Consider the following 24,243-nt stretch of genomic DNA (forward strand, 5'->3'; position numbering starts at 1 on the left):
ATCCCCTACGACCGGCTCCTGGGCCAGGCGTTCATCCGGATCATCGAAACCTACGACGTCGACCAGTTGCCCCGCCACGGTGGACATGGGACCACGGTGTTCATCACCATGACCCTGGACCAGCTCCACACCGACCTCGGCACCGCCTCATTGGGGTTCGACGGCGACACCATCACCGCAACCGAAGCCCGCAGAATGGCCTGCAACGCCGACCTGATCCCCACCGTCCTCGGCACCGACTCCGAACTCCTCGACTTCGGCCGCACCACCCGCCTCGCCCACCCGATCCAACACCGGGCACTACGACTACGGGACAAGGGCTGCCAAGCAGAAGACTGCGACGCCCCAGCAGCCTGGACCGAAGCCCACCACCTCAAACCCTGGGCCAAAGGCGGCTCCACCAACCTCAACGACATGGTGCTGCTGTGTCCCAGCGACCATCGTCGGATCCACAGCCCCGACTACACCTACGAGCGACTGCCCGACGGACGAATCAGGTTCGCCCGGCGAATCTAGACGTACCCGGCCACGACGTTGGTGGGGCGAGCCTGGTTGAACGAACGAGGGCCGCCGCGTGGGATGCGGTTGGTCTAAGGCCCACTCCTCGCCGCCAAGGCCGAGCGCCGTGAGGGTCGCGACGTACTCGCTCGGCAAACGAGTCGGAGTGCTCACCTTCGGCGTCCCCCAGTGCCGGCGAGCTGTGCTGGAGGCGGCTCCTGTGACCGAGGGTCAACGGCGGTCCGGGGCATCATCACCAGGGCACCGGGCCCTCCTCGCTGAAGAACCCGGCGGTCGGTCCGTCCGCGCTGACGATGGCTAGATGCACCAAGATCGCGGCCCCCTGCTCGGTCGTGAGGAATCCGCTGTGGTTGTTGCTCTCCGTGTCGACGAAGCCGGGGGCGGCGGCGTTGACGAGGATGCCATCTTTCCGCAGTTCATTGGCGTACTGCACGGTCAGCGCGGTCAGGGCGGTCTTGGACGGCGAATACGCGGCCGACGGCAGCAGGGTTGCCATGGGGCCGTTCGGGTCGCTGAAGATGGTCAGCGACGCGGCGTGGCTGCTGACGTTGACGATGCGCGGCACCGGTGACCGCCGCAGCAGCGGCAGCATGGCGTTGGTCACCGTGATCACCCCGAAGACGTTGGTCTCGAACACCGCCCGGACCATGTCCAGGTCGACGGTGCTGGGGACCTGATCGTGGGCGTCTTCGGGCGAGACTTGCCCGGACCCGGTGATGCCCGCGTTGTTGATCAGGACGTCGAGGTGGCCGAAGCGCTCCTCGACATGCCTGGCGACCCCCTCGACGGTGGTCGGGTCGGTGACGTCCAGGGTGACCGCGTGCGCGTCTCCCCCTGCCGCCCGTATCGACGCGGCGGCTTCCTCGCCGCGCTGCGGGTCTCTGGCGCCGATCAGGACCGTCATGCCCAGCGACGTGAGCTGCTCAGCAGCCGCACGGCCTATCCCCTTGTTCGCCCCGGTGACCAGCGCGATCTTCTGGTGTGGTGTCTGCTCCCTCATGACCCGTAGACGAGGCAGTCCGAACAGCTGTGACACGCGGACAGAAACTGGCTGGGGTCCGTGTGGCGGGCGATCAGCAGGTCTTCAGGTCCCCCGAAGCGGGCCCGTCATGCGTCAGCGCATCGAGGGTGAGAGCGATGGCGGCCGCGCTCATCGGGATGAGCAGGTGCTCGGAGATGTCCAGGGCGCAGGCGTCCTGGATGCGTACGTTGGTGGTTCTGGGGCCTTCGGCGAGGAAGCCGGAGGTGTAGGGGACGACTACCTCGTCGTTGGCGGTGACGATCTGGGTGTAGGAGATGTCGCCCGGGGTCTCGTCGCCTGCGTTCAGGTCGGCGAGGAACTGGGAGCCGGTGGACTGCTGGGCGCAGGACTGGCAGAGGCCGGTGGCCTCGGTCGTGGCTTCGTCCGCGATGACGGCGGTGCCGTGGTTGGAGGGAGCCAGGCCGACGAGATCCTCGACGTAGGCGACGCCGCCGAGGTTCTTGATGTAGTAGCGAGGCATCATGCCGCCCTGGGAGTGGCCGACGAGGGAGACCTTGGCGGCGTCGGTGGTCTCGCGTACGCGTTCGATGAACTCCCCCAGGTGGGCTGCGGAGTCCCGGATGTCGCGGGTGGCACGGTTGCCGTAGTCGAGGGAGTAGACACAGAACCCGGCACGTTTGATCGCCAGCGAGAGCGGGTCGAGCAGCGAGCGGCGGTCACCGAAGGTGCCGTGGACCAGGATCACCGGGGTGGGGCGCTCGGCGGAGGGTACGCAGCCCCAGTCGTTGGCACCGGCCGGGTCGCCGTAGGGCGACCCGGGCAGCGGGAGCTCGGTGTGGTTCGGCTCGGTCTGCTTCGGCCCGGCCGCCGCCGAGGCGGAGACCGGGAACAGCACGAGCGCGACAGCGACGACGAGGCTGGCAACGAGGCTGGCTACAAGGCTGGGCAGGAAAGGGCGCATGACCCTTTCAACGAACCGACGTGACCTCTGTCACGCTCCGGGGCCCGACCGGCGATCAGTTCGGGTCAGCCGAGGGCTTGTTCGCCGTCTCGTCGGTGCACTTGACCTCATCCTGCGGGTTGTAGACGGTCTTGAACGTCTCGGTGTCGACCTTCGAGCCGGTTCCGGCCTTGTAGAAGTCGCGCCAGACGTTGATCGAGAAGCCGCGGGCACCCACGGTGTTCTCGCAGTTGCCGTCGGTGATCTTCTGCTTGCCCGGCGACTTGAAGTCGTAGCGCTCGCCCGTGCGGGACTTGATGTCCCAGATCTTCGTGGACCACATCTCGACGGTCACCGAACCCGCACCACCCGACCCGGCGGGGTTCACCCAGGAGTGGATGAGCACGCCGTACTTGGTGTTGTTCTTGAACTTCAGGTCCAGCGATGGCCAGGCGACGGTCGCCTCGCGGCCGATCGGGTAGCGGCTGATGTAGAGCGAGTGCGGCTTGTGCTCTACGTCCTGGAGCCCGGCGAAGAACATCGCGTTGAACGTGGTCGTCGCCATCTGGGAGACGCCGCCGCCGTAGTCCTCGCGGAAGACCCCGTTCTGGATCATCCAGCCCTTGGTGAAGCCGTTGCCAGCCGTACGCTCCCCGACGATGCCGTTGAGGGAGAAGGTGTCACCGGGCGCGAGCACGGTGCCATTGACCAGGTCGGCCGCACGACCGATGTTGACGTTGCGGTATTCGGCGTAGGGGAAGGTGGTGGAGAAGGAGGAGATCTTCTCCTTGATCCCCCAGGCCTTGGCCTCCGCGGTGGTGACCTTCGGCTTCGCGACCTTCGACTTCACCTCGACGCTGCGGTCGGCCTTGGGCGCCGTCACGACATCGAGGAAGACCGCCTCCAGGTCCTTCTGGTTGAAGGTGACACCCGGCTTGGCGGGGACGACCTTGGGCTTGCCGTTGACCAGCTTCACGGTCGCATCGACCGGCTTGGCGGCGTCATCGGCGAGCGCCTTCTTGAGCACCTTCTTCAGCCTGTTCGGCGCGACCGAGGCCTGCAGCTCGCCGTCCTTGGGATCGAACCGGATCGCCTCACCGAACTGCTTCGGGGTCAGCTTCACCGGCGTCTTCTCGAACTTCAGCGTGATCGGGCCGGAGACCGCAGGGGTGGCGACCTTGTCGACGGCCTCCTTGACGTCGTCCTCGTCGACGTCCGGGGTCAGCTCCTCGAGACGTACGTCGGCCTTGCGGTCACCCTCGACGAGCAGCTGGCCGGCGAGCGCGGTCTCGAGCGCGGCATCGCTGACGCCTTCGCCCGCGACCGGCTGGGTGGTCTTGACCTTGCCCTTCTTGATGACGACGTCGCCGTCCTTGAAGGGAGTGCCGGCACCCTTGTTGACCTTGGCCGCGACCGTGGCGATCATCTTGTCGTCGGCCTCGATGACAGGCTCGAGCGTGCCGCCACCGGTGAAGTGCCGCCACAGCTTGGCCGGGCTCCAGCTGCGTGCCGCGCCGGCCTTCTCGATCGTCGCCTCGGCATCGAACTTCAGCCCCGCCTCGGCGGGGTTCACCTCAGTGGTCTTGCCACCGGCGGTCACGTTGATCGGCTGGCTGTGCGCCGGGGCGAACTCCTGCTCCAGCAGCGGAGTCGCCTCGGCTGCCGTCATGCCGCCGATGTCCACACCGGCGACCTTGGTGCCCTCGGCGATCTTGTCGCCGGCGACCGCGTACGCCGCGGCCCAGCCGCCGAAGGCCACGATGGCGAAGCCGCCCGCGACCGCCGCGGCGATCTTCGCGCCCTTGCCGAGCTGCTTGCCCTCGGCCGGAACCGGCTGGGCATAGTCGGGCTGGGCATGGTCGGGCTGGCCATAGTCGGGCTGGGCGTACTGGGGCTGGCCATATCCGGACCCGCCGTAACCAGCCTGCCCATAACCAGATTGCGCAGAACCGGGCTGGTCGACCGCGGTCGGCTGGGCGGGCTCGTGCACGACGAACGGGCCGACGCCGACGACGGTGTCCTCGGCCGGCTCATCGTCGAGATCGGCGTCGACAACGGGGCTGTAGAGAGCCATCTCGGTGTCGGCCTCGTCCGCCAGATCGGGATCTGCGGCCGCGTCCGGCTCCGGGGCGAACTCCCGGTTCCGGTTGACGAACAGGAGGCTCTCGTCCTTCAACAGCTCGTCGCGCATGACCGTGCTGCGCAGGAGCGTCTCCTCCTCCGGCTCATCCGGCTGGTCCGGCGAGCCAGACCGCGCGTCACCAGCAGAGGTATCGGCGGCGGCCTGGGCCGCGCCAGAGTCGGAGACGACACGAGTCGCGCCATCGGGCTCGTCAGAAGCGCTCGCAGACTCTGCGACTCGCGCGTCGATCTCGATCTGCGGGATCATGACCGTCTCGACGGCAGCATCCTCCGCGCCAGCTTGACTGGCGTTGGTTCCGGCTGCATGAGTTTGCAATGCAGGCTCGGGCGCCTTGGAGGCCTCGGGCTCATTGGACATGCGGGAGAGCCTAGGACCTATACCCCCCTAGGCCGAACCCGTAGCCCATCTTGGGACGTTTGTCACGCACCCCGACGACCCGAATCCTCCGCCGGAGCGCGCTTCTGGACGGTGGCTGTGGCCACGATCACCATCAGCACGGCCCAGGTGATCAGGACGTATCCGTCCAGGTTGCCCGCGATGGCATAACCACCCGTCGGCCTCGGCGTCGCGGCCAGCGCCACCACGATCGCCCAGGCCACCGCGTACGAGATCCTCAGGGCGCCCCGCGCGAGCACCACCAGCGTCGCCGACGACGCGGCCACACCGATCAGCAGACCCCACCACCACGGGTGGACGGCCACCGTCGCGACCCCGATGACGAGGCCGAGAAGCAGACCGGCCCCACAACGAGCCAGGCCGCCGGCGAGCAGTCTCACAGCCCGGAGAAGAGGTCTCGACAGGCTGGGCCAGCGGAGCTCGGGTCGGTCGGCTTCGCCTCTTCGACGGTTCCCTTGGCGATCCGGAAGTGCTCCTGCGACCACGCGGTCGTCCCGAGGCTGTTGGTCATCGCGAACATGCCCTCCTCCATGTCCATCTGGGTTGGGTAGGAGCGCATCGCGGCGACCTTCTGGTCGGCGTACGACGTGCCGTCGACCGCGGCGGCGATGTCGACGTCCGGCGTGGCCATCGGCAGCGGGCCCTCGGGGTCCATCCCGCCGAGCGCGTCCTCGTTGCCGGCATCCCGGGCCGCACGCAGGCCTTCGCGGATCCAGCTCTCCGCGATGGCAGTCCAGAAGATCCGGTCGATCTCGTGGGCCTCCCCGAGCTCCTTCTTGTAGGTCGGGACGGCTGCGAGATGGGCAGCGTACGTCGCCACCCGGTGGGCCTGGATGTGGTCGGGATGGCCGTAGTTGCCGAACTCGTCGTAGGTGACCAGCACCTGCGGGCGCACCTCACGGATGATCGTGACGAGGTGGTCGGCGGCCTCGTTCAGGTCGGCGTACCAGAAGGCGTTCTCGCGGGCGTCAGGGTCGGGCTGCGCGTGGGTGCGGTCCTCGCTCCAGGTCATCCCGGAGTCACGGTAGGTGCCGAAGCCGCCCAGCCAGCGGTGGTCGATCTCGCGGCCGTCAGGGGTCGCCAGCGCCGCCATCGCGTCCTTGATCTCGCCGCGGCGGTGCGCGCCCAGAGCGTCCTCCTGGTCGGCGGCGAGGTGGGCCAGCCCGGGCACGAGGATCTCGCCCATCTCCCCCGCCGTGCAGGTCACCAGGGTGACGTGGGCGCCCTCGGCGAGATACCTCGCCATCGTCGCCCCCGTCGCGATCGTCTCGTCGTCGGGGTGGGCGTGCACGAGCAGCAGGCTCTTCTCAGAAGTCACGGGCTCGATCCTAGGCCGGGGCAGAAGTTCCGCCAGCATGAATTCGCGACGGCAGGTCCTACTCGCCGGGCCTCTTGATGCGTCTGGGCTGAGCGGGAAGCTCGACGGGTTCGGGGGCGATCGAGTCGTCCGGCGCGTCCGCGGGAACGTCCAGCCAGCCCTCGTACTCGTCGACCAGGAGCTCCAGGACCAGCTCAGGTGCGTCGGTCTCAACCGACCAGGGGTGATCCTCGTCGTCGTCCTCGCCCTGGTAGCGCTCCCTGCCGACGCGGGCGGTCCAGCCCTCCTGCTCCAGCATCGCGGCGGCCGCTCGGGCGTCGTCCTCGTCGAAGAAGATGCCGCGCACGGTCGAGCCGACAGGCATTCCGAGTACGTGGCGGAGCGGGTCGAGGAACGGGCGGTCGGGCTCCAGCCAGTCGACCGAGTCGAGATCCTCGGCGGCCAGCCAGAGGATCTGGTCGTGCTCTCGCGGCCTGGGCTCTCCCGCCGTCACTCGGGCGGTCGCGGCGATCAGGCGTCCCCCGGTTGCCGTGCCCGAGTCCGTCGAGCCGGCCGAGCCCTCCCCGATGGGCGACTCCCCCTGCAGCCAGTCGAGCACCTCGATCAGACAGCCGAGCTCCTCGCCGATCTCCCGGACGAGCGCGGCCTCGGGCATCTCACCCTCCTCGACCTTTCCGCCGGGGAGCTCCCAGCGGCCGGCGGCCTCTGGCGGGGACGTACGCCTCGCGGCGAGCACCTGCTTGCCGTCGGCGCTGAGGATCGCCGCGGCCACTACGGTCTTGGGGCTGTTCACTCGGCTGATTGTTCCTCACAAGTCCCAACGATGGGCAGCGCTGGGGGATCTTGGGTACGCTGCAACGCCGTGCCCCGCCGTCTTCCGCTCATCGCCTGCATCGCCGTGTCCGGGGACCGAAAATGAGCGATCAGCAGTGGCCCCCGCGCCGGCCAGGCGAGCCTCGCCGGCAGCCTCCGTCCCAGGGCCGGCCGGGGCAGCAGGGCCAGGGCCGGCCCTATCCGGGGCCGGGCCGTCCCGAACAGCAGCCCGGTTGGCAGCAGCCTCATCCGGGCCAGCAGCCTCATCCGGGCCAGCAGCCTCACCCGGGCCAGCAGCCTCACCCGGGGCAACAGCCTCACCCGGGGCAACAGCCTCACCCGGGGCAACAGCCATATCCCGAAGAGCAGCCCTATCGCGGGCAGCGCCCGTACCCGAGGCAGCCGCAGCCCTATCCGCCTAGCGCGCAGCAGCCTCACCCGGGTCAGCAGCAGCCCTACCCTCGGGACCCGCAACAGCCGTACTCGCAACAGCCGTATCCGGGCCAGCCGTATCCGGGCCAGGCGCATCCGGGCCAGCCGTATCCGGGCGAGCAGCCCTATCCCGGGCAGCCACAACAGCCTTACCCGCCGGACCCGCAGCAGCCGTATCCGGGGCAGCAGCCCGCGGCGTACCCACAGGGTTTCGGTCCTGGCCGGTTCGGACCCGAGCCGCCGCGGAAGCGCAAGTGGCCGAAGGTGCTCCTGGGACTGCTGGTGCTCGCGTTGGTCGGGGTCGGCGGCTACGGGGCGTACGACTTCTACGAGCAGACACAGAAGTGGGAACGCGAGACCACGGACGACCTGAACGGCGTGGGCAGCGACCTGTCGGTGGCGGTCGCCTCGATGCGAAGCGTCGGCTGGGAGATCACGGCGAAGGACGTCGGTGCCTGGCTGGAGCAGCCGGGGACGTACGGCGACGGTCTGGGGCTGCGCACGCTGGCGGCCGACGAGACCGGGAAGAGCTTCACGGTGGCCGGCTACCGGACCTGGCAGGACACCTACGCCAAGCGCGACCACACCACCGTCGTGTGTGCCGCCATCACCCTCGGCGAGGGGATCAAGTCGCCGGTCAACGAGACCATCACCACCTGCCCCGACGACGCCCCGAAGACCGCACCTGATGCTCCTGCGACCGGAACCGAGGCCGGCCAGACCGACGGGGGCCAGACCGACGCGGGCGGCGTCGCCGGAAAGCTCGCCGAGCTGACGCTCGAGGCGTCCGAGCAGCGCACCTCGACCGGAGCGGCGGGCGATCTGCTCGAGGTCGCCGCGCCGACCAAGCCGGTCGGCGACATGCGCGCCGACTCGACCGCGCTGCGGTGCGCGCCGGGGACCAACGACATCGGCGAGGCCGAGGGCTACGACAAGGGCGAGCTGATCCCGGTGCGGCTCTGCGCGGTCGAGGGGCTGCCCAACACGGGCACGGAGAGCACCAAGGGCAACCCGTCCTACATCGACGGCGCCGACGGGCTCACCGTCGTCAACGCCCGCATCTCCGGGGCCGCGGCCGCGCTGGTCAAGAAGGCCTCCAAGCAGGGCATCGACCTGGTCGCGGGCAGCTCGTTCCGGACGATGGCCAAGCAGAAGGCGTTGTGCGCGGAGGACCTCAGCGGCGGCTGCCAGGCCGGTGACTACACGTTGACCGCCCAGCCCGGCCACTCATCGCACCAGCTCGGGATCGCGATCGACTTCGAGGAGCCCAGCGTGACCGGCGGCAAGACCTGCGCCACACGGGCATCCCAGCCGAACAGCCCGGTGTGGACCTTCCTGAACAAGGTCGCGCTGGGGTTCGGGCTCAAGCAGTACGCACCCGAGGCCTGGCACTGGGATGCGTACGGCGGAAAGGACCGCTGCGCTCCGCTCTGAGCCGGTGATCCGGCGCACCGGAACCGCTCAGGCGCGAGGAAGACGCGCGAGCTGGCGCGCCTGCGCGACCAGCTTGCCCTCGGCGTCCCAGATCTCGCAGTCCTCCTCGAACATGCCGCCCGAGACGTTGCGCGAGGAATGCGTGACCCTGAGCCAGCCCGGCGCCGGCTTGTGACGGATGTGGCAGGTGAGCTCGAGGGTCGGCGCCCAGCCCGGAAGGCCGAGCCCGAAGGTCACCGGCGGGAGCGCGTCGAGCACCTGCAGCAGCGAGAGCGGGTCGGGCTCGCGGTCGCGGTGACGGAACCAGCCGCTGAGGACCGCCTCACCGCTCGGCTCCGCGCCGCCCCAGACGAACTGCTCCTTCGGCACGCAGAGCTCGAAGCGATCGAGCATCGGCACGAACTCCTTCACCCCCTCGGGTGCGGTGGTCGAGGAGACGCACTCCTCGAGCGGCGGCAGCTCCGGCTCGGTCGCCGTGACCCGCTCGAAGCCGTTGCTCTTGGCGTGGAGACCGTCGAGGTCGGCGTACGTCGCCGTGGTGGTGATCCGCAGGTCCGCACCCTGCCACAGCTCGGCGGTCGCGACGGCCAGGGAGCCCTTGTCCCGCTTGGTCTGGATGCGGATCTCCGCCGGCCCTGGCGTGCTCGCGCTCGTATAGAAGGCGCTGAGCGCGATCGGGTCCGGGTGGCTCGGCAGATGGGCGCGCAGCGCGTTGGCGATCACCGCGAGCAGGTAGCCGCCGTTGACCCCGCCGCCGACCACCCAGCCCGGCGCGAGCTCGGCCACGTACGTCGTCGCGTCCACCCTGCTGACCGCGATGTCCCGGTCGAACTCGGCCACTGCTCGCTCGGCTCGCACACTCTCACCCATGGGGAGAAATCTAGATCGACACCCGATGTGGTGGACGATGGGGGCATGACGGAGACGGCATGACCGATCACGACCCCCGACACCCGCACTGGGTCTACGACCACGGATCCGAGCCGGACCCACGGTTCACGCTGGCCAACGAGCGTACGTTCCTGGCCTGGGCTCGCACGGTGCTCGGCCTGCTGGCCGGTGCCGTCGCGCTGCACTCGTTCCAGGTGCCGTCCACGCATGGCGTACGCATCGGGATCATCGCCGTTCTCGTGGTCACCTCGATCGTGTGCACGCTCTTCGCGATGATCCGCTGGGCCCGCGTCGAGCGCGCGATGCGAGCGCGCGAGCCCCTGCCCACCTTCACCACCGGGTTCATCCTGGCCGGCGCGCTGATGGTCGTCGCGGTGCTTCTGGGGTTCTCGCTGGTGTCCTGATCCGCACATCACGGTCCGCAGGGCAGACTTCGCCCTATGACCCCTCGACAAGCTCGGGACGGCGCCCAGCTCAAGCCGGTCCCGCACGGACTGCTGCAGGCCTTTCGGGCGTACGAGAGCGCGCTGATGTCCGACGACGTCGCCGCTCTGGACGCCCTGTTCGCCGACTCGCCCACGACCCTGCGCGGGGACGCCGCCGGGCTGCTCGTCGGGCACGAGCAGATCGCCGCCTTCCGGGCCTCGCGGGGTGGCGCACCGAAGCGGCAGATCGTGCAGACGCACGTGCAGGTGATCGACGAGGACCATGCGCTGATCGTCGCCGTCAGTGAGGTCGAGCGGGGTGGGCGCGGCCTGCAGACGCAGGTGTGGTCGAGGGACCCGGTGCGGATCGAGTACGGCGGGTGGCAGATCACCGCGGCCCACGTCTCGGCCCCGGGGCCGGCGTTCGACTCGCGGATCTGGCGGGTCGTCGGGGATCCGCTGATCTCCTCGCACTCCCCTGACGGTGCGTTGTCGGGCGAGAGCGTCGCGGTCAAGGACGTCTTCGCGGTGGCCGGGTTCGCGGTCGGCGCGGGGAGCCCCGCATGGCTCGAGCAGGCGCCGATGGCGTCGGCTCATGCTGCCGCTGTCGCCCTGCTGCTCGACGCCGGCGCCTCGGTGCGCGGGATCGCGCGGACCGAGGAGTTCGCCTACTCGCTCTCTGGCCTCAACGCGCACTACGGCGCCCCGCCGAACCCGCGCGCGCAGGGCCGGATCCCCGGAGGCTCGTCCTCCGGGTCGGCCACCGCCGTCGCGCTCGGTCACGCCTCGATCGGGCTCGGGACCGACACCGGCGGATCGATCCGGGTGCCCGCCGCCTATCAGGGGCTCTACGGGATCCGTACGTCCCACGGAGCCGTCTCGCGCGAGGGTCTGATGCCGCTCGCGAAGGCCTTCGACACCGTCGGCTGGATGACTCGTTCGGCGTTCCTGCTGCAGGCGGTGGGCGACGTACTGCTGCCGGAGGCGCCGGTCTCCTCCCTGTCTCTGGACGAGGTCAGCCTGGTGCCGTCGCTGGTCGGGCTCGCCTCTGCTGACGTCGCCGCAGCGGTCGACGAGGCCCTGCCCGAGGCCAAGCCACTGGCCTGGGACCCGGCGAGGATCGACGAGTGGCGTCGGGCGTTCGTCACCGGGCAGGCGTACCAGGCCTGGCAGGCTCATGGCGCCTGGCTGGAGACGCGCCTGGACACGCTCGGTGAGGCGGTGCGGGGTCGGTTCGAGATGGCCCGGTCCGTGACCCGGGCGCAGGCCGACGAGGCGCGTTCGGTGCTCGCCGAGGCCCGCGCCGAGATCCTCGACGTCGTCGGCGACCGCGTCCTCGCCTACCCCAGCGCTTCCTCGGTGGCCCCGTCGGCCGCCGACGCCGCCGGCGTCCGGGACGACACCCTGCGCCTGACGTGCATCGCGGGCATCGCCGGCCTCCCCGCCGTCTCCGTCCCGCTCCGCACCACCGGTGGCCTCCCCGCCGGCCTCTGCCTCGTCGCCGCCCCCGGTCGCGACCGCGACCTGCTCGCCCTGGCCCAGAGCCTCGGCGAGTAGCCATCCCCGCAGACGAGCATGCTCCGGTTGGAGCAGGGCGGAGAATGGCTGTAGAAGCGACGACAGAAGCGTCGATCCGGGGGGATCTCATGACGGACACCATGTGGCTGGAGCAGGCCATCGCCCTGGCCGTACGCAACGTCGACAACGGCGGCGGCCCGTTCGGCGCGATCATCCTGCGTGACGGCATCCTGCTCGGCAGCGGGCAGAACCGGGTCACCCGCGACCTCGACCCGAGCGCCCACGCCGAGGTCGTCGCCATCCGCGCCGCCTGCAAGGAGGCCGACAGCTTCTCGCTCGCCGGCTGCACCCTCTACACCTCGTGCGAGCCCTGCCCGATGTGCCTGGCGACCGGCCTGTGGGCGCGCCTGGATCGCGTCGTCTATGCGGCGGACCGCGACGACGCGGCCAAGGGAGGTTTCGACGACCGCGCGTTCTACGACCTGTTCGGCACCGGCCGCGCCAACGAGCACGACGACTGGCCGACCCAGGTCGAGGAGCTGCGGATCCCCCAGTCGTACGACCCGTTCGACGCCTGGCTCTCGAAGCGGGACCGCACCGACTACTGACCTACTTCTGATCCACTTTCCGGCCTACTTCTGGTAGGCCTTCAGCTCCGGGTTCTCCTCGTAGATCTCCTCGATGATCGAGGTGTCGAAGAGTTCCTCGACCGAGACCTCCCACCCGGCGGCGGCGAGGGACTCGACGGTCTGCTGCTCGAGGGTGTCGGAGATCGTGAAGAGACCGTTCTTCTCGGTCTCCGGGGTCGAGATGAGCTTCTGCGACTCCTCGAGACCACGCTTGGTCCTCGCTGGGTCGAGCTCGCCGAAGCTGGCCTCGAGGCCGTCGGAGTCGCGGGCGGCCTCCTCGAAGTGGGTGCTGACGACCTCGGCCACGTCGTCGGGAGTGGCCTTGAAGGCGTCGGTCCAGCCCTTGATCTCGGCGGTCAGCAGCGCTTTGAGGAGTTCGCGGTTCTCGGCGAGGTACTGGTCGGTGACCGTGTAGGTCCCGGCGACGTACGGCACACCGTGGTCGGCGTAGGGAAGGCTGGTGACCTCGTGGCCGGCCAGCTCGACGGTGATCGCCTCGTTGGTCAGGTCGGCCATGAACCCGTCGACCTGGCCCTTCATCAGCGGCGTCGGGTCGAGCTCGACCGGCACGACGGTGATCTTGTCCTTCTTCTCCTCCAGGCCGTTGGCCGCGAGGATCGCCTTGAAGACGTTCACGTTGGAGTCCTGGACGCCGATCTTCTTGCCCTTCAGATCCGCAGGCGACGCGATGTCGCCGCGGCCCGCGAGGGAGAGGATCGTGAACGGGTTCTTCTGGAGGGTCGCGCCGATGATCTTCAGCGGTGCCTCCTGCTCGGCGATCGCAGACCCCACCGAGATCGCATCGCTGATCGCGACCTCGACCTTGCCGGAGAGCAGTGTGGCGACGCCGGTGTCCGGCCCCGAGACGCCGTTGACCTCCTCGAAGCCCGCTTCTTCGTAGTAGCCCTTGTCGGCGGCGTAGAAATCGCCGGCGAAGCCTTCGTCCTTGATCGAGGGGTACTGCACCGAGATGGTGCCGAAGCCCTCCTTGGTCCGGCTGCCCTCAGACTCGGAGCCACAGGCGGCGAGAGAGGTCGCCGCGACCATCGAGAGCAGGGCCGCAGCGGCCCGGAGCCGCACGGACTTGCCTCGCGGGGTCCGGGAGACGGAGGTAGACATCGAGACGGTTCCCTTCGAGGAGCTTCACACACAGGTCTAGGGACCTCTAACGAGCCCAGGTTGCCGGTCTCCGGCACCCGCGTTGCGACACCGTGAACGTCTCACGATCACCCCGAGACCATCCACGGCATCGATGATCAGGTCGTGCGCCGCAACAGCGGTGGGTGCAGGTGCTCGGCGGAGCCCCGGCGGAAGAGCTGGGCGGGCCGGCCACCGTCCCTGGTGGTCGTGGCACCGGTGGGCTCGAGGAAGGCCTCGGTCTTGGTGACCTTGCGGTGGAAGTTGCGGGGGTCGAGACGCTCGCCCCACACGATCTCGTAGACCCGGCGCAGCTCGGCGACGGTGAACTCAGCGGCACAGAAGGCCGCGCCGAGCGGCGAGTACTCCAGCTTCGAGCGGGCCCGCTCGACGCCGTCGCGAAGGATGGCGGCGTGGTCGAACGCGAGGCGGTCATCGGCCAGCAGCGACGAGGTCGGGCACCACTGCGCGTCCGCGGCGTCCGACCCCGCGGCGGGCACCGGAAGGTCCGGCGCGAGCGCGAGATAGGCGACCGTGACGACCCTCGCCCGTGGGTCCCTCCCAGGAGCGCCGTACGTCGCCAGCTGCTCGACGTGCACGCTGCCGGGCCGCATGCCGGTCTCCTCGGCGAGCTCGCGGGCTGCCGCCTGCTCGAGGCCCTCCTCGTCGAGGACGAATCCGCCAGGGAGCGCCCACGTGCCTCGATAGGGCTCGATGCCGCGGCGTACGACCAGGGCGCAGAGCGCCTCGTCACGGACGGTGAGCACGACGAGGTCGACGGTCACGGCGAACTTGAGGTGCTCCATGCCCCAACCTTGCACCAATCGTCATCTTGACGACAAGCGCGCCACGCCTTATCGTCATTTTGACGCTAACAATCCTAGACGAGGAGCCCCCAAGATGGCCGATATCGCCCGCTACCCCTTCCTCCGCCACCTGCGCGGAAGCACGACCACCCACGTCCAGCACCTGCACAACGGCAGGGTTCGCCACAGCGGCGTCGGCGCCTCGTTCTGGTACCGCCCGCTCTCCGCGGTCCTCTCCGAGGTGCCCGTCGACGACCGGGAGCTGCCGCTGCTCTTCCACGCGCGTACGTCAGACTTCCAGGACCTGACCACGCAGGCCACGGTCAGCTTCCGGATCGTCGACCCGGCCGCGGTCGCCGGCCGTATCGACTTCTCCATCGACCCCGAGAACGGTCGCTGGCGCGGCAGCCCGCTGGACCAGGTCGCCGGGCTGCTGACCGAGACGGCCCAGCAGTACGCCCTCGACCTGATCGCCGCCCAGGGCCTTGCCGACGTGCTCGCCGGCGGGGTCGGTCCGATCCGCGACGCGATCGCCGCCGGCCTGGCCGGTGACGAGCGACTGACCGCGACCGGGCTGGCGATCCTGGGCGTGCGGGTGGTCGCGCTGCGCCCCGAGCCCGAGGTCGAGAAGGCGCTCCTCACCCCGACCCGCGAGCGCGTCCAGGCCGACGCCGACAAGGCCACGTACGAGCGCCGGGCGACGGCCGTCGAGCGCGAGCGGGCCATCTCCGAGAACGAGCTGCAGAACAAGATCGAGCTGGCCCGCCGCGAGGAGCAGTACGTCGCCCAGCGCGGCACCAACGCCCGCCGCGAGGCCGAGGAGAACGCCGCCGCGGCCCGGGTCGCGACGGCCGCCGAGGGCGAGCGCACCCAGGTGCTGGCCGAGGCCTCCGCCCAGGCCACGCGGGTGACCGGGCTCGCGAAGGCCGACGCCGAGGCCGCCTCGCTGGCCGCCTACCGCGACCTGCCGGAAGCCGTCCTGCTCGGCCTCGCACTCAAGGAGCTGGCCGCCAACCTTCCCCAGATCGAGCACCTGGCACTCACCCCCGACCTGCTCACGCCGGTCCTCGCCAAGCTGGGTGCCAGGAGCGAGGCATGAGCGAGCGCCAGCGAGCGACCATAAGCCTCAGGCCGCCGTGTCCGTACTCTTCGCCCTGCCCTACGGAGGCGGCGGCATGAGCGTTGCGCCGCGGGTGGTGCTGGTGCACCGAGCCACCGAGCTGGAGGAGCTCGTCGCGCGTCACGGCACCCTCGGGCAGGTCGGCTTCTTCCTCTCCACGAGGGGCCGCGACCTGGCCGGGACACAGGGGCGACACGAGGCCCAGAAGACCGCGATGTCGCAGGTCAGCGCGGCGATCCCGCTCGACTGGCGACAGGGGTCGGTCGAGCGGGGCGACCTCGACCGGTTCCTCTTCGCCCCCGAGGACATCGTCGTCGTGGTCGGCCAGGACGGGCTGGTCGCCAACGTCGCGAAGTATCTCGACGGCCAGCCCGTGATCGGGATCGACCCGGAGCCGGGGCGCAACGCCGGCGTCCTCGTCCGGTACGCGCCGCGGGCGGCCGCCGACCTCATCCGCTCGACCGGAACCTGCGAGGAGCGGACCATGGTCGAGGCGGTCGCCGACGACGGCCAGTCCCTGGTGGCACTGAACGAGGTGTACGTCGGCCAGGCCACCCACCAGACCGCGCGCTACCGGCTCACCGTCGCCGGCCGGGCGGAGTCCCAGGCCTCTTCCGGCCTCATCGTCGCGACCGGCACCGGTGCCACCGGCTGGGCGCGGTCGGCGTGGGTCGAGCGGCACAGCACGCTCACCCTTCCCGCACCGACGGCCGCGGAGCTGGCCTGGTTCGTGCGGGAGGCCTGGCCCTCACCGGCGACCGGGACCACGCAGACCGAGGGCACGCTGGCCGGCGCCGAGCAGCCCGCCAGCTGCCTCACGATCGATGTGGAGTCGGACCGCCTGGTCGCCTTCGGCGACGGCATCGAGTCCGACACCCTCTCGCTGTCGTGGGGCCAGCGGGTCACCCTTCGCCGCGCGGAGCGGAGGCTGCGGCTGGTCTCGGGCTGAGCCGCTTCACCCTTCGGCGATCGCTCCCGCGGCCGCGGCGAGATCGGCCACGCCGGCGGCGAGCTCGTCGGGCCGATCGGTGGCCAGGTCGAGGTGGAAGCCGAACAGCGACGAGTCGACGAGCGTGACGATCCGGCCGGCACGATCGGGCGGCGCACCACAGGCGGTGAGGTAGTCGCGCAGCGCGGCGTACCACAGCTCGTTGGTCTCCCGGACGACCGAGCGGTAGGGCTCCATCCCGATCAGTCCGGTCGCCGCCGCCTGCAGGTAGATGTGCAGACAGCCGTGCAGCGGGTCGTCGCGGTAGGACCGCCACAGCGCCTCGACGCCCGCGCGTACGTCCTCGGCAGGCTCCAGGGCGCCGACCGCCGCGACCGAGAGCTCGTTGGCGCGAGCCACCACCGCGGCGACCAGCTCGTCACGGCCACCGAAGTGATAGATCAGCATCCGGTCGCTGGTGCCGATCGCGGCCGCCAGCGGGCGCAGGGTGAGCCCGATCAGCCCCTGCTTCAGCACGTGCTCGACGACCTGCTCGAGCAGCTCTTCCTTGCGGTCCATGAAAAGCATTATGCCCAACATGTAGCGACTGCTACATTTGCTGCGGTGTAGCAGTCGCTACATACGCCTCAGGAGGACCTCGAAGATGTACGCCGCCACCCTGCTCGTCGTCGCGATCGCGATCGAGGTCGTCAGCACTGCTCTGCTGCCCCGGACCGAGGGCTTCCGCAACCTTGGCTGGTCGGCCGCCGTCCTGGCCGGCTACGGCGCCTCGATCTGGCTGCTGTCCATCGTCGTGGAGCGGATGCCGGTCTCGGTGGCGTACGCCATCTGGTCAGGCCTCGGCACCGCCCTGGTCGCGGCCATCGGGGTGATGTTCCTCGGTGAGGGCCTGAGTGCCGCGAAGGCCGGCTTCCTGGCGATGATCGTCGTCGGCGTGGTCGGGCTGAACCTCTCCGGCGCGCACTGACCCCGCTCGACCACCGGAGGTCAGATGGCCGCGGCCGCGGCCCTGCCCGCCGTACGTCCCGAGAAGAGGCAGCCGCCGAGGAAGGTTCCTTCGAGCGCGTTGTAGCCCATCATCCCGCCACCGCCGAAGCCGGAGACCTCGCCGGCCGCATAGAGACCGGGCAGGGGCGTACCGGCGGACGTCAGGCAGCGACCCGAGAGGTCCGTCTCGAGCCCGCCGAGGGTCTTGCGGGAGAGGATGTGCAGCTTGACCGCGATCAGCGGGCCGGCCTCGGGGTCGAGAATCCGGTGCGGCTTGGCGGTGCGCTGCAGCTTGTCGCCGCGATAGTGGCGGGCGGCGTACAGCGCCGTGACCTGCGCGTCCTTGGTGAAGTTGTTGGCGATCTCGCGGTCCCGCGCCTCGATGATCCGCCGCAGCGAGGCCTCCTCGATCTGCGGTCCGGTCGGGTCCTTCTCGGCGAGGCCGTTCATGCCGTGGACCAGCGCGGTGAGGTTCTCGGCGACCACGAAGTCCTCGCCGTGCTCCATGAAGCTCTTCACCGGGCCGGGCCCCTTCCGCGCCCGCTCGGCGAGCAGCTTGAGGTCCTTGCCGGTCAGGTCGGGGTTCTGCTCCGAGCCCGAGAGCGCGAACTCCTTCTTGATGATCTTCTCGGTGAGCACGAACCAGGAGTAGTCGTGGCCGGTCTCGCGCAGGTGCTTGAGCGTGCCGAGGGTGTCGAAGCCGGGAAAGTACGGCGCCGGGAGGCGCTTGCCGGTCGCGTCCAGCCACAGCGAGGAGGGGCCGGGGAGGATCCGGATGCCGTGGTTGGCCCAGATCGAGTCCCAGTTGCGGATGCCCTCGACGTAGTGCCACATCCGGTCGTCGTTGATGATCTTGGCGCCGGTCGCGCCGGTGATCGCGAGCATCCGGCCGTCCACGTGCGCGGGCACGCCGGAGACCATCGACTTCGGCGGGGTGCCGAGGCGTGCGGGCCAGTGCTTGCGTACGAGGTCGTGGTCGCCGCCGATGCCGCCGGAGGTGACGATCACCGCCTGACCACGCAGCTCGAAGTCCTCGACCTCGGTGCGCGAGGAGGCCCGGCCCCGCTCGATGTCGCTCGGCTCGAGCACCTTGCCGCGTACGCCGACGGCCGCTCCGTCCTCGATCAGGATCTGGTCCACGCGGTGCCGGAAGGCGAAGGTGATCCGTCCGGAGTCGACGTGTGCGCGCACCCGCTTCTCGAACGGCTCGACCACACCCGGACCTGTCCCCCAGGTGATGTGGAAGCGCGGCACCGAGTTGCCGTGGCCGTCGGCGCGGCCGTCGCCCCGCTCGGCCCAGCCGACGACGGGGAAGAACCGGTGGCCCATCTGGTGCAGCCAGGACCGCTTCTCGCCGGCGGCGAAGTCGAGGTACGCCTCGGCCCAGCGCCGCGGCCACAGGTCCTCGTCACGATCGAACTGCGCCGAGCCCATCCAGTCCTGCAGAGCCAGCTCGGGTGAGTCCTTGATGCCCATCCGGCGCTGTTCGGGGCTGTCGACGAGAAAGAGCCCGCCAAGACTCCAGAACGCCTGGCCACCCAACGACTGCTCGGGCTCCTGGTCGACCAGGAGCACGCTCTTTCCCGCGTCCGCGGCCTCGGCCGCTGCTGCCAGTCCGGCGAGGCCGGCTCCCACCACGATCACGTCGGCGTGCTTCGTCATGTCGGCAGATCCTGCCACCTTCTCTACCGGCGGGTAAGAGGAACCTCGATGGTCGCCCAGGTCGACAGCAGGTCGAGACCAGCCAGCCGGGCACCTGACCGTTCCGCCTGATGGACAGTTGCCGGACTCGCGCCCCGAAGGGACGTCTGTTTCCGGTCAGAGCCGATAGATTTTTTGGTCGTGAGCGAGCCCAGAATGAGTGCGAAGCGCCGGCGAAGGCAGATCCAACGCGCCGTCACCGTCCGCACCAACCCCAAGCTGATTGCGAAGCGGCGCCAGAGGTGGGTCCAACGGGGCGCCAACCGCACCGAGACCTGGCTGGCCCGCAGCGGCGGGAGTCTGGGCCCGATGATCCCGCACATCGCCGCGTCGGCGGTGCTCACCGGGATCGAGGACCACGGCTGGGTCCCGCAGGGCCTGGCCTATTCGCCCGAGGCCAAGCTGCTCCTGCAGGGCTACCACGGCGACAAGCTCGGCTCCGCGCTGGCGCTGATCGACGAACCGTCCGGCGAGCTCATCAACGCCGTCTACCTCGGTGGGCCCAAGCGCAACGTCAGCGGCCCGGTCGACGCAGGTGGCGTCGGGGTCATCGGCGACGAGGTCTTCGTGTGCCGGGAGGGCAACCCGCCCCGCCTCTACCGCTACTCGCTGACCCAGATCATCCACGCCGAGCCGCTCACGACCGTCTTCACCGTCTCACCGCTCGTCGCGATGGCCGCCGGCTCCTACCTGGCCGCGTCGAAGGACCTGCTCTACGTCGGATCCCACGCGAACAACCGCCTCTACAAGTACGTCCGCAAGGGCGACACCTGGCAGATCAAGACCCCGATCGGCGTACGCACCCCGGTCGGCACCCAGGGCGTCTCGGTTCGGGACGAGGAGTACGTCTTCAGCGTCAACCGAGGACCCGCCAAGCGCAGCCAGCTGATCGTGCAAGATCGAGTGACGCTCCGGCGCCGGTCGCTCCAATGGCTGCCCAACCTGGCCGAGGGCATCGCCGAGGTCGACGACCAGTTCTTCGTGACCTACCAGTCCGGCGCCCGCCCCCACGCCCGCGGCTCGTCGTCCCGAGGCCAGACCTGGCCCTCGACGCACATGACGCGTACGCCCCTGGCCAACCTCGGCCTCGCCCCGCGGAAGTCGCCGCGCGAGGACTGACCGCCGGAAGACTGATCGCTGGAAGACTGATCGCGCATCGGCGTCAGTCTGGCGGTCAGGCCGGCCAGTCGGTGATGTCGGCGTACTCCTCGCCGTGCCTCCGCAGCCACCCCACGACGTACGGGCAATGCGGAATGATCCGCTTCCCCCTCTCCCGCACGTCGGCCAGCGCGAAGGCCACCAGCTTCGAGGCCAGCCCCTGCCCGTTGTAAGCCTCGCCGACCTCGGTATGCACGAAGTCCACATGCACGTCGTCGGGCAGCCGGTATTTCGCGAACCCCGCAACGGTCTCCCCGTCGAGGATCTCGTACCGATGCGCGTCCGGATTCTCTGCATACTTGATCTCGCTCACACCCCCATCCTCCCCGCCCACGTCAAGTCCTCTCGCCCTGCCCGGCGAGCCGGCAGAGATTGCGGGCTCATCTGTAGCGCTGGCCTCAGCGCTGCGTCCCCGTCGTCTATCGGGGATGGCGCAGCTCCTCTGGTCGAACATGGGCTCGGGGTACCAACACGTCCCCGAGAACGGCACCTGACGCCGACCCGGCGCAACTGCTCCAACATTTCAGCCCGATCCGGCGCGTCTGTCCCAGGAAATCAGGCCGAGCCGGCGCAACTGCCCCAACGCGGTGACGTACCGCGACGAGCCATGGACAAACGCGCAGAGATCCAGACCGGCTGAGAAGCCGGGCCGAGGCACCGGGCCGACGCACCCGGACGAGGTACTCGGGCAGATCGACGCACCGCGTTGAACGCACTGCGGCGACGCACCGAGTCGGAGTACCGGACTGGGGGCAGAGTTGGGGCACCGCGAATCCCGGTGTCCAGCAGTAGCCGGCGTCCGAAGGCCGTCATCTCGACAAGCTCGATACATCGCCTTGGCCCCGGTTCCATCCACCACGTCATGGCGCAGAAAAGGGAGCCCATCGACGGGAGTTTCCGCACGCGCTGCTGTGAGGGCATGCCGACGTGGACGCGAGTGAGCCTGGCCCGCGCGTGGCGGGCGTAGGCGTCGGGTGTTTGTGGGAACCGTGGTGAGGATTGTTCTCGACCGGTGCCGGTCTAAGGACGTCGGGTGAACCTGACCGTACCGTCGGGCAGTCGCTCATGCGTATAGCCGGGAGCGTGCGCCAGCCGGTGATGATGAGGGCACAACAGCACCCCGTCCTTCAAATCTGTCTTCCCGCCGAGTGCCCACGCGGTCAGGTGGTGGACGTCGCACCACTCAGGTGGCATGTCACAGCCCTCGGCTTGGCAGCACTTCTGCTGCAACCGCAGCGCCTTGCGTTGGATCGGCTGGAAGAACCTGCTGAAGCGGCCGGCATCAAGAACCTGCCCGTCACCGCCGAGGACCCAGGGGATGATGGTCGCGTTGCACGCCATCTTCCGGGCCTCCGCGGCCGAGATCGTGTGCCCGTTGGTCTCGTCGAACCCCAGGGTGGCGGTGCCGAGCTCTTTGCGGAGCTCCTCGAGGGAGATCACGACGTTGACCACGGTCGCATCGCCACCATGTCGGGGTAGGGCGTCGGGGTCGATGGTCTCGATCAACCGGGCGAACCCTTGGCCCATGAGTCGTTCCCACGGCGGCAACGGTGCACCCTTGGCCACCAGTCGCTGCTTGCGGGGTTGGGCCCAGGCCTCGACCTGGGTCTTGAACCGGGCCCCGATCGAGACAGGGAGGACCCCGTCGAACCCGATGGTCCCATCGCCGTTGTCCCAGACCCGGAGCGCGGTCTTCTGCAGTGCCCGTTCTTCTTCAGCGAGGAGGGCTTTGGCTTCGGCGTCCTCGAACCGGGCGGGGTCGATCTCGGCCAGGATCCGTCTCCCGACGATCTGGAGCTCTTTGGCGGTGAGGCGGGTGGCGTAGTCGACCAGCAGTTTCTCTGCGAGGGTCAGGTCCTCGGCGGTGGCGATGGGGTTGGTCTCGATGTTGGCGAGGGTCTTGGTGATCACCCGGGCTTTGTCCTGGGAGATCTCACCTGCAGCAAGCCCAGCAGCAACGAGGTCGTGTTTCGCGACCTGGGCTGCGAGTTTGATCTGTGCTCGAGCGGCCCCTTTGTCGACCAGGAGCTCGGCACGGATCCATGCGGAGGCGTCCTTGTCACCACTCTCCTCCGCGATATCACCGGCGACGGCGAGCACTCGGAGTCTCAATGCGGCCTGTCGGGCGTCGTACTTCTCCAACCAGGCCAAGGCCGCCTTCTTCTGCGCGGTGGTCCAGTAGAGCGGGTCGGTGGCGAGCACCTTGTCGAAGGAGGAGTCGATGGCAGCAAATTCGGTGCCGATCGGGTCGCCGGGGTTAGCACCCCAGTGGTTGGTGCCGCGTTCCAAACTCATGACCGCTGCCCTCCCCTCAAGATGTCTCGTAGTGCCTCTGATTCTACCTCCACAAGGACTCTGAAGCTATCTATTTGTGCAGTTCAACCGAGGTTTTCGCGGTCAGCGAACAAGATCGGTCCTGTGGATGATAAGTGGCCCGAAGGGCCACACCTCCGCCCCGCCAACCCCACCAGGAACAAGCAACGAAACTCCGCGCCACACCCGGGCCGCCGCCCCGATAATCAGCCAGGTCTGTGAGTGTTGATGACGGCCGGCCTGGGGCTGGCTGGCAGGGTCGGGGCCGGTCCTGTCGGGATGTGACTCGCAGCCAAGTTGGCCCGCGACCGTGTTCGTGGTGTCTTCGAAAAGACGTGTCCGTCTCGATGGGGTCCGGCGCCGACCCTGGCCCACCTCGATGGCTTGATCAGAAGCATGTCCGACCCGGTAGCAGCCGTGGTCGTGGCTCATCACAGTGATGCCTCGTGGTGACTTCACTCCCGGGCCGACGCCGGTGACGACGTCCATCCCGAAGCAAGAGGAGTCCATCGCCGATGACCATCGTGGCAGACCTGTTCAGATTCGTCGTGGGAGTCGATACCCATGCGGCGACCCACACCTACACCATCCTCGAGTCCTCTGGTCGGCTGATCGACCAACAGCAGTTCCCCACCAGCCCCGCCGGACTGGCCCGAGCAATCGACTGGATCGCTCGCCGCACCGAGGGCGACCTCGACGCCACCCTGGTCGCAGCAGAGGGCACCGGCACCTACGGCGCCGTGCTGGCCGATCGTCTGGCCGCATCCGGGTACCGGGTCGTGGAAGCACCCACCCCACGTCGTGACCCGGCCGCGGGCAAGAACGACGCCATGGACTCCCTCGCCGCGGCTCGCTCAACCCTGATGATGCGGACCGACCGGCTCCGCGACCGTCGCGGTGGCGGGGACCAGCACACCGCCAGCGTGCGCTCAGCCCTGCAGGTCCTCCTCACCGCCCGGGAACAGGCCAATGGGGAACGTACCCGCGCAGTCAATGCGCTCACCGCGCTGGCGCGGACCCACGACCTCGACCTCGACACCCGCCGTGCGCTGACCAACACCCAGATCAAGACCATCTCCCGCTGGCGACGCCGCCAGGAACCCATCGACCTCGCCGCCGCCCGGAGTCAGGCAACACGCCTTGCTGTCCGCATCGCCGACCTCGATGCCCAGATCAGCGAGAACACCGACCAGATCAAGGCACTTGTCCACGATCAAGCACCCGTCCTGCTCGACCAGCCCGGCATCGGCCCGGTCACCGCCGCGATCATCCTCACCGCCTGGTCCCACCCCGGCCGCGTCCGCAGCGAGGCCGCCTTCGCCCAGATCGCCGGCACCGCCCCACTGCCCGCCTCCTCCGGCAACACCCAACGCCACCGCCTCAACCGCGGCGGCGACCGCCGCCTCAACCGCGCCCTGCACACCATCGTCATGACCCGCATGCGCTGCGACCCCGCCACCCGCTCCTACACCGAACGACGCCGAGCCGAAGGCAAAACAACCCGCGAGATCCGCCGCATCCTCAAGCGCTACACCACCCGACAGCTCTACCGCACCCTCAACACAGCTTGACAAACATAGAAGCGTCTTTTCTCGATGGGTCCCGGTGTCCAGGACCGCGCAGCGGCCGGCG

At 69.3% G+C, this 24,243-nt stretch carries 23 protein-coding genes; 10 read left to right on the forward strand and 13 right to left on the reverse strand.

Features of this window, described 5'->3' with window-relative positions:
• On the forward strand, window positions 1-516 hold a 516-nt coding region (locus tag ACRDPS_RS07675; RefSeq protein ID WP_431501035.1), incomplete at its 5' end, for a DUF222 domain-containing protein.
• Between the two features lie 235 nt (window positions 517-751).
• On the opposite strand, the gene ACRDPS_RS07680 is transcribed toward ACRDPS_RS07675, so the two are convergent.
• From ACRDPS_RS07680 to ACRDPS_RS07705, 6 genes are all read right to left on the reverse strand, one after another.
• The gene (locus ACRDPS_RS07680) at window positions 752-1,519 is read right to left on the reverse strand and encodes an SDR family oxidoreductase (RefSeq protein WP_431501036.1); all 768 of its coding nucleotides are present in this window, start codon (window positions 1,517-1,519) and stop codon (window positions 752-754) included.
• A gap of 73 nt (window positions 1,520-1,592) precedes the next feature.
• Window positions 1,593-2,462, reverse strand: coding sequence for an esterase/lipase family protein (locus tag ACRDPS_RS07685; protein ID WP_431501037.1), 870 nt, complete (start codon window positions 2,460-2,462; stop codon window positions 1,593-1,595).
• A gap of 55 nt (window positions 2,463-2,517) precedes the next feature.
• The gene (locus tag ACRDPS_RS07690) at window positions 2,518-4,941 is read right to left on the reverse strand and encodes a VanW family protein (protein WP_431501038.1); all 2,424 of its coding nucleotides are present in this window, start codon (window positions 4,939-4,941) and stop codon (window positions 2,518-2,520) included.
• A 62-nt stretch (window positions 4,942-5,003) separates the two neighbouring features.
• Window positions 5,004-5,360 carry a hypothetical protein gene (locus ACRDPS_RS07695; protein WP_431501039.1) on the reverse strand — a complete coding sequence of 119 codons (357 nt, stop codon included), beginning with the start codon at window positions 5,358-5,360 and terminating at the stop codon, window positions 5,004-5,006.
• Entirely contained in the window at window positions 5,357-6,298 is a 942-nt protein-coding gene (gene mshB, locus ACRDPS_RS07700) for an N-acetyl-1-D-myo-inositol-2-amino-2-deoxy-alpha-D-glucopyranoside deacetylase (protein ID WP_431501040.1), read from the reverse strand. The genes ACRDPS_RS07695 and mshB overlap by 4 nt, the downstream gene beginning before the upstream one ends.
• Window positions 6,299-6,356: 58 nt before the next feature.
• The gene (locus ACRDPS_RS07705; RefSeq protein ID WP_431501041.1) at window positions 6,357-7,091 is read right to left on the reverse strand and encodes a (deoxy)nucleoside triphosphate pyrophosphohydrolase; all 735 of its coding nucleotides are present in this window, start codon (window positions 7,089-7,091) and stop codon (window positions 6,357-6,359) included.
• A gap of 716 nt (window positions 7,092-7,807) precedes the next feature.
• Here ACRDPS_RS07705 and ACRDPS_RS07710 point away from each other — a divergent pair.
• Entirely contained in the window at window positions 7,808-8,977 is a 1,170-nt protein-coding gene (locus tag ACRDPS_RS07710; protein ID WP_431501042.1) for a D-alanyl-D-alanine carboxypeptidase family protein, read from the forward strand.
• A gap of 27 nt (window positions 8,978-9,004) precedes the next feature.
• Here ACRDPS_RS07710 and ACRDPS_RS07715 read toward each other — a convergent pair whose 3' ends face one another.
• Entirely contained in the window at window positions 9,005-9,847 is an 843-nt protein-coding gene (locus ACRDPS_RS07715) for a thioesterase family protein (protein ID WP_431501043.1), read from the reverse strand.
• A 59-nt stretch (window positions 9,848-9,906) separates the two neighbouring features.
• Between ACRDPS_RS07715 and ACRDPS_RS07720 the strand changes: the two genes are divergently transcribed.
• The 3 genes from ACRDPS_RS07720 to ACRDPS_RS07730 all read left to right on the forward strand — a co-directional run bounded on the left by ACRDPS_RS07720 (window position 9,907) and on the right by ACRDPS_RS07730 (window position 12,419).
• Window positions 9,907-10,272 carry a YidH family protein gene (locus ACRDPS_RS07720; protein ID WP_431501044.1) on the forward strand — a complete coding sequence of 122 codons (366 nt, stop codon included), beginning with the start codon at window positions 9,907-9,909 and terminating at the stop codon, window positions 10,270-10,272.
• Between the two features lie 36 nt (window positions 10,273-10,308).
• On the forward strand, window positions 10,309-11,850 hold the full coding sequence (locus ACRDPS_RS07725) for an AtzH-like domain-containing protein (protein WP_431501045.1): 1,542 nt from the start codon (window positions 10,309-10,311) through the stop codon (window positions 11,848-11,850).
• A gap of 89 nt (window positions 11,851-11,939) precedes the next feature.
• Entirely contained in the window at window positions 11,940-12,419 is a 480-nt protein-coding gene (locus tag ACRDPS_RS07730) for a nucleoside deaminase (RefSeq protein ID WP_431501046.1), read from the forward strand.
• 24 nt (window positions 12,420-12,443) lie between these two features.
• Here ACRDPS_RS07730 and ACRDPS_RS07735 read toward each other — a convergent pair whose 3' ends face one another.
• Together ACRDPS_RS07735 and ACRDPS_RS07740 are read right to left on the reverse strand one after the other, a co-directional pair.
• On the reverse strand, window positions 12,444-13,559 hold the full coding sequence (locus ACRDPS_RS07735; protein WP_431501047.1) for an ABC transporter substrate-binding protein: 1,116 nt from the start codon (window positions 13,557-13,559) through the stop codon (window positions 12,444-12,446).
• 137 nt (window positions 13,560-13,696) lie between these two features.
• On the reverse strand, window positions 13,697-14,383 hold the full coding sequence (locus ACRDPS_RS07740) for an NUDIX hydrolase (protein ID WP_431501048.1): 687 nt from the start codon (window positions 14,381-14,383) through the stop codon (window positions 13,697-13,699).
• A gap of 94 nt (window positions 14,384-14,477) precedes the next feature.
• On the opposite strand from ACRDPS_RS07740, the gene ACRDPS_RS07745 reads away from it, so the two are divergent.
• Together ACRDPS_RS07745 and ACRDPS_RS07750 are read left to right on the forward strand one after the other, a co-directional pair.
• Complete coding sequence (locus tag ACRDPS_RS07745; RefSeq protein ID WP_431501049.1) at window positions 14,478-15,482, forward strand: SPFH domain-containing protein; 1,005 nt, start codon at window positions 14,478-14,480, stop codon at window positions 15,480-15,482.
• A 76-nt stretch (window positions 15,483-15,558) separates the two neighbouring features.
• Entirely contained in the window at window positions 15,559-16,452 is an 894-nt protein-coding gene (locus tag ACRDPS_RS07750) for a hypothetical protein (protein ID WP_431501050.1), read from the forward strand.
• Between the two features lie 6 nt (window positions 16,453-16,458).
• Here the strand turns inward: ACRDPS_RS07750 and ACRDPS_RS07755 are convergent, their stop codons facing one another.
• Window positions 16,459-17,010 (reverse strand): TetR/AcrR family transcriptional regulator, encoded by a 552-nt coding sequence (locus tag ACRDPS_RS07755; RefSeq protein WP_431501051.1) that lies wholly within the window; start codon window positions 17,008-17,010, stop codon window positions 16,459-16,461.
• A gap of 85 nt (window positions 17,011-17,095) precedes the next feature.
• On the opposite strand from ACRDPS_RS07755, the gene ACRDPS_RS07760 reads away from it, so the two are divergent.
• The gene (locus ACRDPS_RS07760; RefSeq protein WP_431501052.1) at window positions 17,096-17,419 is read left to right on the forward strand and encodes a DMT family transporter; all 324 of its coding nucleotides are present in this window, start codon (window positions 17,096-17,098) and stop codon (window positions 17,417-17,419) included.
• 20 nt (window positions 17,420-17,439) lie between these two features.
• On the opposite strand, the gene ACRDPS_RS07765 is transcribed toward ACRDPS_RS07760, so the two are convergent.
• On the reverse strand, window positions 17,440-19,101 hold the full coding sequence (locus tag ACRDPS_RS07765) for an FAD-binding dehydrogenase (RefSeq protein ID WP_431501053.1): 1,662 nt from the start codon (window positions 19,099-19,101) through the stop codon (window positions 17,440-17,442).
• A gap of 180 nt (window positions 19,102-19,281) precedes the next feature.
• On the opposite strand from ACRDPS_RS07765, the gene ACRDPS_RS07770 reads away from it, so the two are divergent.
• Window positions 19,282-20,259, forward strand: a complete 978-nt coding sequence (locus tag ACRDPS_RS07770) for a hypothetical protein (RefSeq protein WP_431501054.1) — start codon at window positions 19,282-19,284, stop codon at window positions 20,257-20,259.
• A gap of 55 nt (window positions 20,260-20,314) precedes the next feature.
• Here ACRDPS_RS07770 and ACRDPS_RS07775 read toward each other — a convergent pair whose 3' ends face one another.
• Together ACRDPS_RS07775 and ACRDPS_RS07780 are read right to left on the reverse strand one after the other, a co-directional pair.
• The gene (locus tag ACRDPS_RS07775; RefSeq protein WP_431501055.1) at window positions 20,315-20,611 is read right to left on the reverse strand and encodes a GNAT family N-acetyltransferase; all 297 of its coding nucleotides are present in this window, start codon (window positions 20,609-20,611) and stop codon (window positions 20,315-20,317) included.
• Between the two features lie 707 nt (window positions 20,612-21,318).
• Window positions 21,319-22,593, reverse strand: coding sequence for an HNH endonuclease signature motif containing protein (locus ACRDPS_RS07780; RefSeq protein ID WP_431501056.1), 1,275 nt, complete (start codon window positions 22,591-22,593; stop codon window positions 21,319-21,321).
• Between the two features lie 533 nt (window positions 22,594-23,126).
• On the opposite strand from ACRDPS_RS07780, the gene ACRDPS_RS07785 reads away from it, so the two are divergent.
• Window positions 23,127-24,182, forward strand: a complete 1,056-nt coding sequence (locus ACRDPS_RS07785; protein WP_431501057.1) for an IS110 family transposase — start codon at window positions 23,127-23,129, stop codon at window positions 24,180-24,182.
• Window positions 24,183-24,243: the final 61 nt, after the last annotated feature.

The sequence above is a fragment of the Nocardioides sp. genome (genome assembly GCF_050699375.1).
In the GTDB taxonomy this organism is placed as follows: domain Bacteria; phylum Actinomycetota; class Actinomycetes; order Propionibacteriales; family Nocardioidaceae; genus Nocardioides.

Coding starts and splice junctions, on each gene's coding strand:
- ACRDPS_RS07760 (WP_431501052.1), top strand. CDS start 17,096: ATGTACGCCGCCACCCTGCTCGTCGTCGCGATCGCGATCGAGGTCGTC.
- ACRDPS_RS07720 (WP_431501044.1), top strand. CDS start 9,907: ATGACCGATCACGACCCCCGACACCCGCACTGGGTCTACGACCACGGA.
- ACRDPS_RS07785 (WP_431501057.1), top strand. CDS start 23,127: ATGACCATCGTGGCAGACCTGTTCAGATTCGTCGTGGGAGTCGATACC.
- ACRDPS_RS07715 (WP_431501043.1), bottom strand. CDS start 9,847: ATGGGTGAGAGTGTGCGAGCCGAGCGAGCAGTGGCCGAGTTCGACCGG.
- ACRDPS_RS07780 (WP_431501056.1), bottom strand. CDS start 22,593: ATGAGTTTGGAACGCGGCACCAACCACTGGGGTGCTAACCCCGGCGAC.
- ACRDPS_RS07740 (WP_431501048.1), bottom strand. CDS start 14,383: ATGGAGCACCTCAAGTTCGCCGTGACCGTCGACCTCGTCGTGCTCACC.
- ACRDPS_RS07725 (WP_431501045.1), top strand. CDS start 10,309: ATGACCCCTCGACAAGCTCGGGACGGCGCCCAGCTCAAGCCGGTCCCG.
- ACRDPS_RS07690 (WP_431501038.1), bottom strand. CDS start 4,941: ATGTCCAATGAGCCCGAGGCCTCCAAGGCGCCCGAGCCTGCATTGCAA.
- ACRDPS_RS07750 (WP_431501050.1), top strand. CDS start 15,559: ATGAGCGTTGCGCCGCGGGTGGTGCTGGTGCACCGAGCCACCGAGCTG.
- ACRDPS_RS07745 (WP_431501049.1), top strand. CDS start 14,478: ATGGCCGATATCGCCCGCTACCCCTTCCTCCGCCACCTGCGCGGAAGC.
- ACRDPS_RS07685 (WP_431501037.1), bottom strand. CDS start 2,462: ATGCGCCCTTTCCTGCCCAGCCTTGTAGCCAGCCTCGTTGCCAGCCTC.
- ACRDPS_RS07755 (WP_431501051.1), bottom strand. CDS start 17,010: ATGGACCGCAAGGAAGAGCTGCTCGAGCAGGTCGTCGAGCACGTGCTG.
- ACRDPS_RS07735 (WP_431501047.1), bottom strand. CDS start 13,559: ATGTCTACCTCCGTCTCCCGGACCCCGCGAGGCAAGTCCGTGCGGCTC.
- ACRDPS_RS07730 (WP_431501046.1), top strand. CDS start 11,940: ATGACGGACACCATGTGGCTGGAGCAGGCCATCGCCCTGGCCGTACGC.
- ACRDPS_RS07680 (WP_431501036.1), bottom strand. CDS start 1,519: ATGAGGGAGCAGACACCACACCAGAAGATCGCGCTGGTCACCGGGGCG.
- ACRDPS_RS07765 (WP_431501053.1), bottom strand. CDS start 19,101: ATGACGAAGCACGCCGACGTGATCGTGGTGGGAGCCGGCCTCGCCGGA.